Annotated in this window: 24 protein-coding genes and 1 pseudogene; all 25 read right to left on the reverse strand. The window is 42.0% G+C overall.

Translation table 11 applies throughout. The features are described from left to right. Nucleotides 1-104: 104 nt before the first annotated feature. A complete protein-coding gene (rpsM, locus tag PVV57_RS06700) occupies nt 105-473 on the reverse strand; it encodes a 30S ribosomal protein S13 (RefSeq protein WP_273717723.1) in 369 nt (122 codons plus the stop codon). Nucleotides 474-653: 180 nt separating this feature from the next. Continuing rightward, nucleotides 654-1,232, reverse strand: coding sequence for an adenylate kinase (locus tag PVV57_RS06705; RefSeq protein ID WP_273717724.1), 579 nt, complete (start codon nt 1,230-1,232; stop codon nt 654-656). Further along, nucleotides 1,229-2,575 (reverse strand): preprotein translocase subunit SecY, encoded by a 1,347-nt coding sequence (secY, locus tag PVV57_RS06710; RefSeq protein WP_273717725.1) that lies wholly within the window; start codon nt 2,573-2,575, stop codon nt 1,229-1,231. Before secY ends, PVV57_RS06705 begins: the two co-directional genes overlap by 4 nt. Nucleotides 2,576-2,733: 158 nt before the next feature. Further along, on the reverse strand, nt 2,734-3,201 hold the full coding sequence (rplO, locus tag PVV57_RS06715; RefSeq protein ID WP_273717726.1) for a 50S ribosomal protein L15: 468 nt from the start codon (nt 3,199-3,201) through the stop codon (nt 2,734-2,736). A 20-nt stretch (nt 3,202-3,221) separates the two neighbouring features. Further along, nucleotides 3,222-3,428, reverse strand: coding sequence for a 50S ribosomal protein L30 (gene rpmD, locus PVV57_RS06720; protein ID WP_012231985.1), 207 nt, complete (start codon nt 3,426-3,428; stop codon nt 3,222-3,224). 31 nt (nt 3,429-3,459) lie between these two features. After that, a complete protein-coding gene (gene rpsE, locus PVV57_RS06725) occupies nt 3,460-4,008 on the reverse strand; it encodes a 30S ribosomal protein S5 (RefSeq protein WP_005773287.1) in 549 nt (182 codons plus the stop codon). Between the two features lie 112 nt (nt 4,009-4,120). Next, complete coding sequence (gene rplR, locus PVV57_RS06730; RefSeq protein ID WP_273717727.1) at nt 4,121-4,483, reverse strand: 50S ribosomal protein L18; 363 nt, start codon at nt 4,481-4,483, stop codon at nt 4,121-4,123. A 12-nt stretch (nt 4,484-4,495) separates the two neighbouring features. Then, the gene (gene rplF / locus PVV57_RS06735) at nt 4,496-5,029 is read right to left on the reverse strand and encodes a 50S ribosomal protein L6 (protein ID WP_039758092.1); all 534 of its coding nucleotides are present in this window, start codon (nt 5,027-5,029) and stop codon (nt 4,496-4,498) included. 39 nt (nt 5,030-5,068) lie between these two features. After that, nucleotides 5,069-5,467 carry a 30S ribosomal protein S8 gene (gene rpsH, locus PVV57_RS06740; protein ID WP_273717728.1) on the reverse strand — a complete coding sequence of 133 codons (399 nt, stop codon included), beginning with the start codon at nt 5,465-5,467 and terminating at the stop codon, nt 5,069-5,071. Between the two features lie 14 nt (nt 5,468-5,481). Then, a complete protein-coding gene (rpsN, locus tag PVV57_RS06745; RefSeq protein WP_005773283.1) occupies nt 5,482-5,787 on the reverse strand; it encodes a 30S ribosomal protein S14 in 306 nt (101 codons plus the stop codon). Between the two features lie 24 nt (nt 5,788-5,811). Then, nucleotides 5,812-6,369, reverse strand: coding sequence for a 50S ribosomal protein L5 (gene rplE / locus PVV57_RS06750; protein WP_100129417.1), 558 nt, complete (start codon nt 6,367-6,369; stop codon nt 5,812-5,814). Next, on the reverse strand, nt 6,362-6,676 hold the full coding sequence (rplX, locus tag PVV57_RS06755) for a 50S ribosomal protein L24 (protein WP_273717729.1): 315 nt from the start codon (nt 6,674-6,676) through the stop codon (nt 6,362-6,364). The genes rplE and rplX overlap by 8 nt, the downstream gene beginning before the upstream one ends. Before the next feature lie 12 nt (nt 6,677-6,688). After that, on the reverse strand, nt 6,689-7,057 hold the full coding sequence (gene rplN / locus PVV57_RS06760; protein WP_004855715.1) for a 50S ribosomal protein L14: 369 nt from the start codon (nt 7,055-7,057) through the stop codon (nt 6,689-6,691). 143 nt (nt 7,058-7,200) lie between these two features. Next, nucleotides 7,201-7,440, reverse strand: a complete 240-nt coding sequence (gene rpsQ, locus PVV57_RS06765) for a 30S ribosomal protein S17 (protein ID WP_012231991.1) — start codon at nt 7,438-7,440, stop codon at nt 7,201-7,203. Between the two features lie 11 nt (nt 7,441-7,451). Beyond that, a complete protein-coding gene (gene rpmC, locus PVV57_RS06770; RefSeq protein ID WP_100129418.1) occupies nt 7,452-7,652 on the reverse strand; it encodes a 50S ribosomal protein L29 in 201 nt (66 codons plus the stop codon). Nucleotides 7,653-7,664: 12 nt separating this feature from the next. Continuing rightward, a complete protein-coding gene (gene rplP, locus PVV57_RS06775) occupies nt 7,665-8,078 on the reverse strand; it encodes a 50S ribosomal protein L16 (protein WP_139413397.1) in 414 nt (137 codons plus the stop codon). A 36-nt stretch (nt 8,079-8,114) separates the two neighbouring features. Beyond that, nucleotides 8,115-8,825, reverse strand: a complete 711-nt coding sequence (gene rpsC, locus PVV57_RS06780; protein ID WP_005773275.1) for a 30S ribosomal protein S3 — start codon at nt 8,823-8,825, stop codon at nt 8,115-8,117. Further along, a complete protein-coding gene (gene rplV / locus PVV57_RS06785; protein ID WP_273717730.1) occupies nt 8,825-9,214 on the reverse strand; it encodes a 50S ribosomal protein L22 in 390 nt (129 codons plus the stop codon). The genes rpsC and rplV overlap by 1 nt, the downstream gene beginning before the upstream one ends. A gap of 2 nt (nt 9,215-9,216) precedes the next feature. Continuing rightward, complete coding sequence (gene rpsS, locus PVV57_RS06790; RefSeq protein WP_004855734.1) at nt 9,217-9,495, reverse strand: 30S ribosomal protein S19; 279 nt, start codon at nt 9,493-9,495, stop codon at nt 9,217-9,219. 15 nt (nt 9,496-9,510) lie between these two features. Continuing rightward, a complete protein-coding gene (gene rplB, locus PVV57_RS06795; RefSeq protein WP_273717733.1) occupies nt 9,511-10,344 on the reverse strand; it encodes a 50S ribosomal protein L2 in 834 nt (277 codons plus the stop codon). A gap of 21 nt (nt 10,345-10,365) precedes the next feature. After that, nucleotides 10,366-10,659 (reverse strand): 50S ribosomal protein L23, encoded by a 294-nt coding sequence (locus PVV57_RS06800; protein ID WP_273717735.1) that lies wholly within the window; start codon nt 10,657-10,659, stop codon nt 10,366-10,368. Continuing rightward, nucleotides 10,656-11,276 carry a 50S ribosomal protein L4 gene (rplD, locus tag PVV57_RS06805; RefSeq protein ID WP_273717737.1) on the reverse strand — a complete coding sequence of 207 codons (621 nt, stop codon included), beginning with the start codon at nt 11,274-11,276 and terminating at the stop codon, nt 10,656-10,658. The genes PVV57_RS06800 and rplD overlap by 4 nt, the downstream gene beginning before the upstream one ends. Before the next feature lie 2 nt (nt 11,277-11,278). Further along, complete coding sequence (gene rplC / locus PVV57_RS06810) at nt 11,279-12,016, reverse strand: 50S ribosomal protein L3 (protein ID WP_273717739.1); 738 nt, start codon at nt 12,014-12,016, stop codon at nt 11,279-11,281. 27 nt (nt 12,017-12,043) lie between these two features. Further along, on the reverse strand, nt 12,044-12,352 hold the full coding sequence (gene rpsJ / locus PVV57_RS06815; RefSeq protein ID WP_005773267.1) for a 30S ribosomal protein S10: 309 nt from the start codon (nt 12,350-12,352) through the stop codon (nt 12,044-12,046). Nucleotides 12,353-12,413: 61 nt separating this feature from the next. Further along, nucleotides 12,414-12,826: pseudogene (gene tuf, locus PVV57_RS06820) on the reverse strand (elongation factor Tu); the annotation flags it as partial.

The following is a 12,826-nucleotide window of genomic DNA, read 5'->3' on the forward strand; positions in this document are numbered from 1 at the left end:
AACGATCTCATCACTGCCGTAATATCAGCAGCTCCACCTTCTTTCCCTTGTCAAACCAACTTCAACAAGAAACAGAATATATAAAAAACCTCTCACACAGATTCTTATTTCTTCTTACCAGCAATTGCCTTAGCAGGTCCCTTACGCGTACGAGCATTCGTATGTGTACGCTGTCCCCGAACTGGCAAAGACCGACGATGACGCAATCCACGATAACAACCAAGGTCCATCAAACGCTTAACATTCATGGCAACTTCACGACGAAGATCACCTTCAACTTGATAGCCCTGATCTATCGCCTCACGAATCTGCAACACCTCGGCATCTGAAAGCTCATGCACACGACGCCCCGTGGGAATACAAACCTTTTCAGTAATTTCTTGAGCAAATTTTGGTCCAATCCCGTGGATATATTGAAGCGCAATAATTACACGCTTATTTGTCGGGATATTGACGCCAGCAATACGAGCCACGCCTACTCTCCTTAATTATGTTGACAAATTGTTATAAAATAACTGATGTACCTTACAGAAAAAAATAGACTCAGAACAAAACTCTTCCGAATCCGCCTATTCAACTGAAATAAATTAAAGTTGTTTGTGATAGATTTTATCTCAAAAGTCAACTCTTTTCATTTACTTCTCAAAAAAATCTTATGCAAGAAAACCTTTAATTATACGTGTCACTTCAGCAATACCAATCATTCCATCAATAACCTTCAACATTCCTCTCTCTGAATAAAATTTTGATAAAGGAGATGTTTTTTCACGATATTCTACTAATCTTTTTGCAAAAGCAACAGGATTATCATCTAAACGGACTTGTCCACCAGCCGCGACCGTCTCCTGAACACGCTTTTTCATACGTTCAATCAATGCGTCTTCATCAACACACAACTCAATAACAGCATCAAGCGGCATATTTTTTGACTCAAGCATCTGTTGTAACGCTTCTGCCTGTCCTACAGTTCTTGGATATCCATCCAAAATAAAACCGTTTATACAATCAGCTTCATCAATCCGATCTGATACGATTTGATTAACAATACTATCAGGAACCAAAGCACCAGAACTTATAATAGCTTTAGCTTTTTTACCAACTTCCGTTTCTTTAGCAATAACCTCACGCAGCATATCCCCTGTTGACAAATGAGGAATATTATATTCCTCAGTTAACATTTTAGCTTGCGTCCCTTTCCCCGCTCCAGGAGGGCCTAAAAGAACAACTCTCATCGATTTCTTCGACCTCCACGAAGTTTTGATTTTTTTATCAACCCTTCATATTGGTGCGCAACAAGATGCCCTTGGATTTGAGCAACCGTATCAAGAGTAACAGTCACAACAATCAACAAAGACGTCCCCCCAAGATAAAAAGGAACCTGGAATGCAGATATCATAAATTCAGGGAGTAAACAAACCAAGATAATATAAAGTGCACCCACAACAGTAATACGCGTTAAAACATAATCAATATATTCCGCTGTACGCTCACCTGGACGAATTCCTGGAATAAAACCAGAATGTTTTTTCAACTGATCAGCAGTATCACTTGGATTAAACACAATAGCCGTATAAAAAAAGCAAAAAAACGCCATTAAAAATGCATAAATAATCATATAAAGTGGTTGCCCATGGCCAAGAGAATAAGAAATGGCTTGCATCCATTGGGGCATTTTATCAGAAAAATTATTAATAGTGGCGGGTAATAACAATAAAGATGAAGCAAAAATAGGCGGAATAACACCAGCAGTATTCAATTTTAAAGGAAGATGCGACATATCACCTTGAAACATTTGATTACCAACCTGACGTTTCGGGTACTGAATAAGAATTCGCCGTTGAGCACGTTCTATAAAAACAATAAGTGCGATAACCAAAACAGCAATAAGAACGATTGCTATTAAAAGAAAAGTTGATAAATCAGCCTGACTATGCGCGGTCAAAAGCTGAGCAAAAGTAGAAGGAAAGTTGGCTACGATCCCTGTAAAAATGATAAGAGAAACCCCATTACCAACACCGCGTGATGTAATTTGCTCGCCAAGCCACATGAGAAACATTGTCCCGCCAACAAGTGTAATAACAGAAGAGATACGAAACATGAGACCTGGTTCTACAACAATTTGAAGCCCTGTCCCTATACCGCTTTCAAGCGCAACCGCAATACCAAAAGCTTGCAGAATAGCCAATATAACTGTTACATAACGCGTATATTGATTAATAACCTTACGACCTACCTCACCCTCTTTTTTTAGGGTCTCCAAAGAAGGAATAATGGAGGTGAGCAATTGTACAATAATAGATGCCGATATATAAGGCATAATACCCAAAGCAAAAATTGCCATACGCCCAACAGCACCTCCAGCAAACATATTAAACAGTCCTAGGACACCCGATGCATGATGCTCAAATGTTTGCCGTAAAGCATCAATATTAATACCCGGAAGAGAAATATAAGTGCCGAAACGATAGACAAGAAGTGCCGCCAGAGTAAACCAGATCCGTTTTTTTAATTCAGTTGCACGCGAAAAGGTACCGAAGTTTATATTGGAAGCAAATTGCTCTGCTGCTGATGCCATAAAACGTCTCCACTTCACACTCCAGTTCTTTAAATCACAGAAGTATCCTAAAATTCATATCTTTATACACAAATAATTGCAGAACTTAAACAATTCTCCACAAAAAATTCAAAAGAATAGATGTACCTCTTCTTTAAATAACGACTGATATCAAAAAATTATCCAACAACTTCAGGAAAAATAACCTGACCACCCACTTTTTCAATCTTAACACGAGCAGCTTGTGAAACACCAGAAATATGAAAGGTAATTTTAGCTTTCAAATCACCATCAGAAAGAAGGCGAATCCCATCCTTCTGGCGACGAATAATACCAGCCTCTTTCAAAGCAATCATATCAACAGGCTTTTCAATATTCAACTTACCAGCGTCAACGGCCAATTGAATACGTCCCAGTGAAACTTCATTGTAGGTTTTAGAAAAGAAATTTTTAAATCCACGTTTTGGTAAACGACGATAGATAGGCATTTGCCCACCTTCAAAACCATTCAAGGAAACACCAGAACGGGATTTTTGCCCTTTTACACCGCGACCACCAGTTTTGCCAGTTCCCGAACCAATACCACGCCCAACACGCTTACGATTTTTTGTTGCGCCTTCGCAATCACGTAGTTCATTGAGTTTCATATCTAATACTCCTGCAACCCTTAATCTTCATCTATAACGCGAACAAGATGCCGAACCCGAGCAATCATACCCCGTACACACAGTGTATCTTCTAAAACGCGCCGCCGACGCATTTTATTGAGTCCAAGCCCCTTTAAGGTTGCACGCTGAATCTGTGAATTTCGAATAGGGCTTCCAATTTGCTCTACTGTCACAGTTTTACCACTCTGAGATTTTTTCTGAACCATTTTCTAATTCCTTTTCTGACAATCTCAGAAACTACCCTTCTACGTCGACCAAATGGCGACGACGCGCCTGTAAAGTCGAATATTTTATACCACGCTGAGCAGCAATATCTCTCGGATGCATTTGATGTTTCAATGCATCAAATGTCGCACGAACCATGTTATAAGGATTTGATGATCCTAGTGATTTTGCAACAACATCCTGCATACCAAGAGCTTCAAAAATAGCACGCATCGGTCCCCCTGCGATAATACCAGTACCAGCAGACGCTGAACGGAGCAAAACGCGCCCCGCTCCGTGACGACCTTCAAGATCATGATGCAATGTACGTCCAGACCGAAGTGGAACATAAATCATCCCACGCTTTGCAGATTCAGTTGCTTTACGAACGGCTTCTGGAACTTCACGGGCTTTACCATGTCCAAAACCTACACGCCCTTTTTGATCTCCAACGACAACAAGAGCAGCAAAACCAAAACGCCGACCACCCTTTACAACCTTAGCAACACGATTAATATGAACGAGCCTATCGACAAACTCATTATCGCGTTCTTCTCTCTCACCACGTTCTTTTTGTGCCATTCCTCATTCCTTTTTCTTTTCCGGAAGCACGATAACAAAGCTCCTCATCAAACCAGAAGAACTTAAACGAAATACTTTAAAGTATCCCTCCCCATCCAAAAAGGAGGAAACTTTAAAAGCTCAAACCACCCTCACGAGCAGCCTCAGCCAAAGCTTTGACTCGACCATGGTATACATAGGCTCCACGATCAAAAACCACTTCATTAACACCAGCTTGCTTTGCACGCTCAGCAATTAACTTACCAACAGCAAAAGCGGCTTCTTTATCAGCACCACTTTTTAATGATTTTTTCAAATCACTTTCAAGAGTAGAAGCTGAAACAAGCGTACATCCCCGTAAATCATCAATAACTTGCGCGTAGATGTTCTGATTTGAACGATAAACGCTAAGCCGAGGACGATCATGAGAAACCATCTTTATTCTACGACGAACACGTCTTGCACGACGCTGGATAATGTCCTTAGATGAAACCATAATACAAAATCCTTATTTCTTTTTACCTTCTTTACGGAAGATACGTTCATCTGCATGCTTAACACCTTTACCTTTATAAGGCTCAGGCCTACGATACTCGCGAATCTCCGCTGCAACTTGCCCAACTTGCTGTTTATCAATTCCAGAAATAACAATCTCTGTGGGCTTAGGAACAGTTACAGTAACACCCGATGGAACTTTATAAACCACATCATGCGAAAAACCTAGAGATAGTTGAATATCCTTACCCTGTAAAGCAGCACGATAACCAACCCCATTGATCTCTAACCTTTTTTCAAAACCATCTTTTACGCCACAAAAAATGTTCTCAATCATTGAGCGTGACATACCCCATTTAGAGCGTGCATCTTTTGACTGATCCCGCGGCATAACTGATATGACATTTTCCTCGAATTTAACTAAGACCTCATCATTAACGACGTAACTTAGTTCACCTTTTGGACCTTTTGCCTTAACCAGCTGACCTTCAACAGTAGCAGTAACCCCAGAAGGAATTGAAATGGGTTTTTTTCCAATACGAGACATTGTTCTAACCTACTTTTTCTTCCGTTTTCTTAACATACCTTAGAAAACACGACAAAGGAGTTCTCCACCAACATTCTGTTCACGCGCTTCATGATCAGCCATAACACCTTTAGGAGTCGATAAAATCGAAATACCTAAACCATTTGCCACCTGCGGAAGTGACTTGGCAGAAACATACACACGACGACCAGGCTTTGAAACACGTGAAATCTCACGAATAGCAGCTAATCCTTCAAAATATTTCAACTCGATTTCAATTTCAGACTTTCCATCACCTAAATCGACTTGATTATATCCACGAATATAACCTTCAGACTGAAGCACATCAAGAACGTGCGCACGAAGCTTCGAAGCTGGAGTAACCACCTTGCCTTTTTTGCGACCAAGCGCATTACGAATACGTGTTAACATATCACCAAGAGGATCTGACATAGACATTAAATAATCTCCTCTTACCAACTAGACTTTACGATACCAGGAATATGACCAATAGAGCCAAGTTCACGCAATGCAATCCGTGACATTTTTAACTTACGATAATAAGCCCTCGGACGACCTGAAACCTCACAACGATTACGAATACGAACTTTCGAAGAATTACGCGGCAATTCCGCTAATTGAACAGAAGCCTTAAAACGTTCCTCAAGAGAAACCTTCTGATCCATAACGATTGCTTTCAAACGTGCGCGACGTGCAGCATAACGCTTCACCATCACTTCACGACGCTTATTTTTTTCAACGGCGCTTACTTTGGCCATAATTTCACCTCGCTACGTTTGCCGTTACGAACGAAAAGGAAAATTAAAAGCACGCAACAATTCACGAGCTTCATCATCTGTTTTTGCTGTCGTACAAACGATAATATCCATGCCCCAAATTTGATCAACTTTATCATAGTTGATTTCTGGAAACACAATGTGTTCTTTAATACCCATAGCAAAATTGCCACGACCATCAAAACTCTTTGGATTTAAACCACGAAAGTCACGAACCCGCGGAAGAGCAATCGTAACAAGGCGATCTAAAAACTCAAACATACGATCTTTACGCAATGTCACTTTGGCACCAAGAGGCATTCCTTCACGAACCTTAAAGGTCGCAATAGAATTACGCGCACGGGTAACAACAGCCTTTTGACCTGTTATGAGTCCTAAATCCTCAGCGGCAAGGGAAGGTTTTTTCGAATCAGCAGTTGCTTCACCTATCCCCATATTAATTACAATTTTATCAATCCGCGGAATTTGCATCGCATTTTTGTAATTAAACTTCTCTTGAAGTGCTTTACGAATCACTTCAAAATAATACGCTTTCATACGCGGTATTTGTCTTTCTTCAGCCATTAATCAACTCTCCCGAACGCTTGGCAACACGTACCTTATCACCATCTGCATTCATACGAAAGCCTACGCGTGTAGGCTTACCATCTTTAGGATCAGCAATCGCCAAATTAGACAGATGAATCGGAGCTTCTTTAGAAATAATCCCAGCTTCTTGTTTCTGCGTTTGACGTTGATGACGTTTAATCATATTAATCCCACGAACAAAAGCCTTATTCTCTTTTGGACTAACCTTAATCACTTCACCACTACATCCTTTATCCTTACCGGATAAAACAACAACTTTATCACCTTTTCGAATCTTCTGCATAATATTAACTCCTTACAGAACTTCAGGAGCGAGCGAGATGATCTTCATATGGTTCCTCCCACGCAATTCACGGGGAACAGGTCCAAAGATACGCGTACCAATCGGCTCTTTTTTGTTATCCACTAAAACCGCAGCATTACTATCAAAACGAATGACACTACCATCTGCGCGACGAATATCCTTAGCAGTACGAACCACAACAGCTTTCATAACATCACCCTTTTTAACACGGCCACGAGGAATAGCATCCTTAACCGAAACAACAATAATGTCACCGACCGAAGCATATTTCCGCTTTGAACCGCCTAACACCTTGATGCACATGACACGACGAGCACCAGAATTATCAGCAACGTCGAGGTTTGTTTGCATCTGAATCATGACTGGCCACCTTTTCTTAACATCTATATCCGCTTGTATCTTTTATACACTCGAATTTGCCTGCCAAATAACGATAAAGTTATCGCCTTCAAATTTACCAACGAAAAACCACTGTTAAATTCTAAAACAATAAACTTAACCCATTACGCTACATTGTCTTTTACAACAATCCAACATTTATCTTTCGAAATTGGTCTAGATTCTTGAATAGAAACTTGATCCCCAATCTTAAATTGATTGTTTTCGTCATGCGCTTTATAATTTTTAGACTGCCGAACAGTCTTCTTAAGAAGCGGATGAGAATAACGACGCTCAACTTTAACAACGACAGTCTTATCGCTTTTGTCACTAATAACAACACCCTGCAAAACGCGTTTAGGCATCTCTTATTTCCTTAAACCTTACTTTCACTTAATCTTTGACGAAGAAAAGTCTTAATGCGCGCAATATCACGACGAACTTGTCTAACACGCGCAGTCTTTTCTAATTGACCTGTTGCTTTTTGAAAGCGCAAATTAAATTGCTCTTTCTTTAATTTAGCCAATTCATCTTTCATTTGGTCGAGCGTTTGCGCCCGTAATTCTCTGGCTCTCATCGCTTAACCTCTTTATTCAGCAATACGCTGGATGAAACGCGTTTTTATAGGCAACTTTGCAGCGCCCAACCTTAGTGCTTCACGTGCAACATCTTCAGGAACCCCATCAAGCTCAAACATGATGCGCCCAGGAGCAACACGTGCAGCCCAATAATCAACACTACCCTTCCCTTTACCCATACGAACTTCAGTCGGTTTAGATGTAACCGGAAGATCTGGAAAAATACGAATCCATACACGACCAGAACGTTTCATATAACGTGTAATCGCGCGACGCGCCGCTTCAATTTGACGAGCAGTAACCCGCTCCGGCTCAACAGCCTTCAAACCGTAGGCACCGAAATTCAAATCCGTACCACCCTTCGCAACACCGTGAATACGGCCCTTGAACTGCTTACGGAACTTTGTGCGCTTTGGCTGCAACATTGTTCTCTACTCCAAATTTTAGTTTAATCTCAAAAACTAAGCATTTTCGCGGCGACGATTCGATGAAGAACCAGATTGATCAGCTTCCGTAGCACGACGTTCTGAAGCCATCGGATCATGTTCAAGAATCTCACCCTTAAAGACCCAAACTTTAATACCACAAATACCGTAAGCGGTCTTAGCTTCTGCTGTACCGTAATCGACATCAGAACGCAAGGTATGAAGTGGAACACGACCTTCACGATACCATTCCATACGAGCAATTTCAGCACCACCAAGACGACCAGAACAATTGATACGAATACCTTCCGCACCAAGACGCATAGCAGACTGAACAGCACGCTTCATCGCACGACGGAAAGCAACACGACGCTCTAACTGTTGAGCAATTGACTGCGCAATAATCGTAGCATCAATCTCTGGCTTACGAATCTCCACAATATTCAATGAAGTTTCAGCATTGGTCATTTCTGAAAGCTTACGACGAAGTTTCTCGATATCAGCACCCTTTTTACCGATAATCAAACCAGGACGCGCAGAATGAATCGTAACACGACATTTTTTATGAGGGCGTTCAATAACGACCTTAGAAATAGCTGCCTGCTTAAGCTCTTCAAGCACATAAGAACGAATTTTCAAATCTTCATGAAGAAGACGTCCATATTCACCACTATCAGCATACCAACGAGAATCCCATGTCCGATTAACACCAAGACGAAGTCCTATTGGATTGATCTTCTGACCCATTACGCGGCCTCCACTTTTTCGCTAACTTCACGAACAATAACAGTAAGATGTGAAAATGGACGCTCAATTCGACTAGCACGCCCGCGACCACGAACATGAAAACGCTTCATCACGATCGACTTACCAACATAAGCCTCTGCTACAATAAGCGAATCAATGTCAAGATCGTGGTTATTCTCTGCGTTTGCAATCGCTGATTCAAGCGTTTTTTTCACAGTAGCAGCAATACGTTTACGCGAAAACATCAAATCAGCGAGCGCCACATTAACTCTTTTACCACGAATCATTGCAGCAACTAAATTAAGCTTTTGCGGACTAACACGAATTGTTCGTGTAACAGCCTTTGCTTCATTATCTTTAAGCTGGCGCGGAACCTTAGCTTTTCCCATTCCTACTTCCTCTTCGCTTTTTTATCGGCACCATGACCATAATAAGTCCGGGTAGGAGCGAACTCACCAAACTTATGTCCAACCATCTCTTCAGAAACAGAAACAGGAATATGCTTATTGCCGTTGTAAACACCAAAAGTTAAACCAACAAATTGCGGCAAAATAGTAGAGCGACGACTCCATATTTTTATAACTTCATTGCGCCCACTTGCACGTACCTTCTCTGCTTTACCAAGAAGATAGCCGTCAACAAACGGACCTTTCCAAACTGAACGAACCACTTCAGACTACCTTTCTTATTTCTTGCGCTGATGACGCGTACGCATAATAAACTTATCAGTGGCTTTATTGGAGCGCGTACGCTTACCTTTCGTAGGTTTACCCCAAGGAGACACTGGATGACGCCCCCCCGATGTACGACCTTCACCACCACCGTGCGGATGATCAACAGGGTTCATAGCAACACCACGAACATGTGGACGCTTACCACGCCAACGTGAGCGACCTGCCTTACCATCATTAATATTCCCATGATCAGGATTTGAAACAGCACCAACAGTTGCAAAACAGCTGCTAGACACCAAACGCTGTTCACCAGAATTTAAACGAAGAATAGCCATACCATGATCTCGTCCAACCAATTGTGCATAAGCACCCGCTGAACGTGCAATCTGCCCCCCTTTTCCTGGCTTCATTTCAACATTATGAATAATTGTACCAACCGGCATATTGCCAAGGGGCATAGCATTCCCTGGTTTAACATCAACATTTGAACCAGCGATAATAGAATCACCAACACCAAGACGCTGTGGTGCAAGGATATAACTTAATTGCCCATCCTCATAGCGAATTAAAGCGATAAAAGCGGTGCGATTAGGATCATATTCTAAACGCTCAACTTTTGCTGAAACATCACGCTTAAGACGCTTAAAGTCGACAAATCGATAACTTCGTTTATGGCCACCACCCTGAAAACGAGCAGTAACACGACCGCGGTTATTCCGTCCACCCTTTGAAGACAAACCTTCAGTCAACATCTTTACGGGTTTTCCCTTATAAAGACCAGAACGTTCCACAATAACAAGCTGACGCTGCCCAGGTGTTGTTGGATTAAATTGCTTAAGTGCCATTATTCCTATCTCCGAGCCTCTTTAAAGACCTGTCGAAACGTCGATAGTCTGACCACTGGCCAGAGTTACGATCGCTTTTTTGACATCACTCTGCCGACCAACAATACCCTTAAAACGTTTCACTTTACCCTTACGGACTATCGTGTTAACTGCTTTAACTTTTACGCTAAAAAGCGCCTCAACAGCAGCCTTAATTTCAGGTTTCGTCGCTTTCGGCGCGACATTAAAAGCAACTTGATTATATTCAGAAATCATAGTCGACTTTTCAGTAATAACTGGACTAATAATTATATCATAATGGCGAAGATCTGTCATTTAAAACGCTCCTCAAGAGCCTCAACAGCTGCCTTTGATAAAACAAGTTTGCTGCGACGCAAAATATCATAAACATTAATTCCCTGAATGGGCAAAATATCAATATTAGGAATATTCGATGCCGCACGGAAAAAGTTAATATCAATCTCTTTACCACCAATCAAGAGAGCATTATTAAACCCAAGCTTAGAAAAATGAGAAACAAGCTTTTTCGTTTTAGCATCCTTAATAGTCAACTCATCCACAACAATTAAATCTTTTGCTTTTAATTTTGCAGATAAAGCAAAACGTAACCCAAGAGCACGAACCTTTTTAGGAAGATCATGCGCATGGCTACGAGCCACCGGTCCATGTGCCTTACCTCCACCTCGAAACTGAGGAGCACGGGCCGATGAATGTCGCGCACGCCCAGTTCCCTTTTGTTTAAACATCTTTGCCCCTGTGCGTGACACATCAGAGCGCCCTTGTGATTGATGGGTTCCCTGTTGACGACGTGCAAGTTGCCAACGAACAACACGCTGTAAAATATCCTCACGCGGAACAAGATCAAAGATAGATTCAGAAACCTTTAATTTACCAGCTTCATGACCATCAAGAGTTTTAATTACAAGATCCATTATTAGGCTCCCTCAACTTCAGAGGCTTCCGTCACCGGAGCAACCATTTCCGTTTTCTCCTTCACAAGACGGCGAATACCAGCAGGCTTTGGAGCATTATCAGGAAGCGGCTTCTTCACGGCATCTCTCACCAAAATCCAAGAACCCTTAGAACCAGAAACAGCACCGCGCACTAAAATTAAACCACGCTCAATATCAGTGGAAACAACTTCAATATTTTGTGTTGTTACACGCACCTGCCCCATATGGCCAGCCATTTTTTTCCCTTTAAAAACTTTACCAGGATCTTGGCACTGTCCCGTAGAACCATGAGCACGATGTGTAATCGAATTACCATGGGAAGCACGGTGCCCGCCAAAGTTATGCCGCTTCATAACACCGGCAAACCCCTTACCAATACTGGTACCCGTCACATCAACGCGCTGCCCTGGAACAAAATGCTCCACCGTAATCTCAGTACCGATATCAAGAAGATTATCGGGACTCACACGAAACTCTGCTATTTTGGACTTAGGCTCAACAGAAGCCTTAGCAAAATGTCCACGAAGAGCTTGTGAAGTATTCTTAACCTTAGCAAAGCCTACACCTAATTGAACAGCAGTATAACCATTCTTTTCAACTGTACGCTGAGCAACGACTTGACAATTCTCCAAACGAAGTACTGTCACCGGCACATGTTCACCAGCATCATTATAAATACGGGTCATGCCCAGCTTCTGTGCTATTACACCTGAACGCATCGGGTCTGTTCCTTCTGTCCTCAAACCTCAGAGCTTAATTTCTACATCCACACCAGCAGAAAGATCGAGCTTCATAAGCGCATCCACTGTTTGCGGTGTTGGATCAACAATATCAAGAAGACGCTTATGCGTACGCATTTCAAACTGCTCACGGCTCTTCTTATCGATATGTGGTCCACGATTGACCGTAAATTTCTCAATCCGCGTCGGAAGCGGAATGGGACCACGGACATTTGCACCAGTCCGTTTAGCAGTCGATACAATCTCACGCGTCGACGTATCAAGAATTCTATGATCAAACGCTTTCAAGCGAATACGAATATTTTGACTGTTCATGCTCTTTATTTCCCTGTCATATAAAGCGCCTTCAATAATCAAGGCGCTCAGCAAGCATTATTTATTCAATGATCTTAGAGACGATACCAGCACCAACAGTACGACCACCTTCACGAATAGCAAAACGAAGCTTCTCTTCCATCGCTATTGGAACAATCAAAGACACATCCATCGCAACATTATCCCCTGGCATAACCATTTCCGTTCCTTCTGGAAGCGTGACAATACCCGTAACATCCGTCGTACGGAAGTAAAACTGAGGGCGATAATTCGTGAAAAACGGTGTATGACGACCGCCTTCATCCTTCGTCAAAATGTAAGCCTCTGCTTTAAAACGTGTATGAGGTGTAACAGATCCGGGCTTCGCCAATACTTGACCTCGCTCAATCCCTTCACGGTCAACACCGCGAAGCAGAGCACCAATATTATCACCCGCTTGACCTTGATCTAAAAGCTTACGGAACATTTCAACAC

Source organism: Bartonella sp. AU15XJBT, assembly GCF_028618615.1.
GTDB lineage: Bacteria > Pseudomonadota > Alphaproteobacteria > Rhizobiales > Rhizobiaceae > Bartonella.

Coding starts and splice junctions, on each gene's coding strand:
- PVV57_RS06705 (WP_273717724.1), bottom strand. CDS start 1,232: ATGAGAGTTGTTCTTTTAGGCCCTCCTGGAGCGGGGAAAGGGACGCAA.
- secY (WP_273717725.1), bottom strand. CDS start 2,575: ATGGCATCAGCAGCAGAGCAATTTGCTTCCAATATAAACTTCGGTACC.
- rplO (WP_273717726.1), bottom strand. CDS start 3,201: ATGAAACTCAATGAACTACGTGATTGCGAAGGCGCAACAAAAAATCGT.
- rpmD (WP_012231985.1), bottom strand. CDS start 3,428: ATGGTTCAGAAAAAATCTCAGAGTGGTAAAACTGTGACAGTAGAGCAA.
- rpsE (WP_005773287.1), bottom strand. CDS start 4,008: ATGGCACAAAAAGAACGTGGTGAGAGAGAAGAACGCGATAATGAGTTT.
- rplR (WP_273717727.1), bottom strand. CDS start 4,483: ATGGTTTCATCTAAGGACATTATCCAGCGTCGTGCAAGACGTGTTCGT.
- rplF (WP_039758092.1), bottom strand. CDS start 5,029: ATGTCTCGTATTGGAAAAAAACCCATTTCAATTCCTTCTGGGGTTACT.
- rpsH (WP_273717728.1), bottom strand. CDS start 5,467: ATGTCTATGTCAGATCCTCTTGGTGATATGTTAACACGTATTCGTAAT.
- rpsN (WP_005773283.1), bottom strand. CDS start 5,787: ATGGCCAAAGTAAGCGCCGTTGAAAAAAATAAGCGTCGTGAAGTGATG.
- rplE (WP_100129417.1), bottom strand. CDS start 6,369: ATGGCTGAAGAAAGACAAATACCGCGTATGAAAGCGTATTATTTTGAA.
- rplX (WP_273717729.1), bottom strand. CDS start 6,676: ATGCAGAAGATTCGAAAAGGTGATAAAGTTGTTGTTTTATCCGGTAAG.
- rplN (WP_004855715.1), bottom strand. CDS start 7,057: ATGATTCAGATGCAAACAAACCTCGACGTTGCTGATAATTCTGGTGCT.
- rpsQ (WP_012231991.1), bottom strand. CDS start 7,440: ATGCCTAAACGCGTTTTGCAGGGTGTTGTTATTAGTGACAAAAGCGAT.
- rpmC (WP_100129418.1), bottom strand. CDS start 7,652: ATGAGAGCCAGAGAATTACGGGCGCAAACGCTCGACCAAATGAAAGAT.
- rplP (WP_139413397.1), bottom strand. CDS start 8,078: ATGTTGCAGCCAAAGCGCACAAAGTTCCGTAAGCAGTTCAAGGGCCGT.
- rpsC (WP_005773275.1), bottom strand. CDS start 8,825: ATGGGTCAGAAGATCAATCCAATAGGACTTCGTCTTGGTGTTAATCGG.
- rplV (WP_273717730.1), bottom strand. CDS start 9,214: ATGGGAAAAGCTAAGGTTCCGCGCCAGCTTAAAGATAATGAAGCAAAG.
- rplB (WP_273717733.1), bottom strand. CDS start 10,344: ATGGCACTTAAGCAATTTAATCCAACAACACCTGGGCAGCGTCAGCTT.
- PVV57_RS06800 (WP_273717735.1), bottom strand. CDS start 10,659: ATGACAGATCTTCGCCATTATGATATAATTATTAGTCCAGTTATTACT.
- rplD (WP_273717737.1), bottom strand. CDS start 11,276: ATGGATCTTGTAATTAAAACTCTTGATGGTCATGAAGCTGGTAAATTA.
- rplC (WP_273717739.1), bottom strand. CDS start 12,016: ATGCGTTCAGGTGTAATAGCACAGAAGCTGGGCATGACCCGTATTTAT.
- rpsJ (WP_005773267.1), bottom strand. CDS start 12,352: ATGAACAGTCAAAATATTCGTATTCGCTTGAAAGCGTTTGATCATAGA.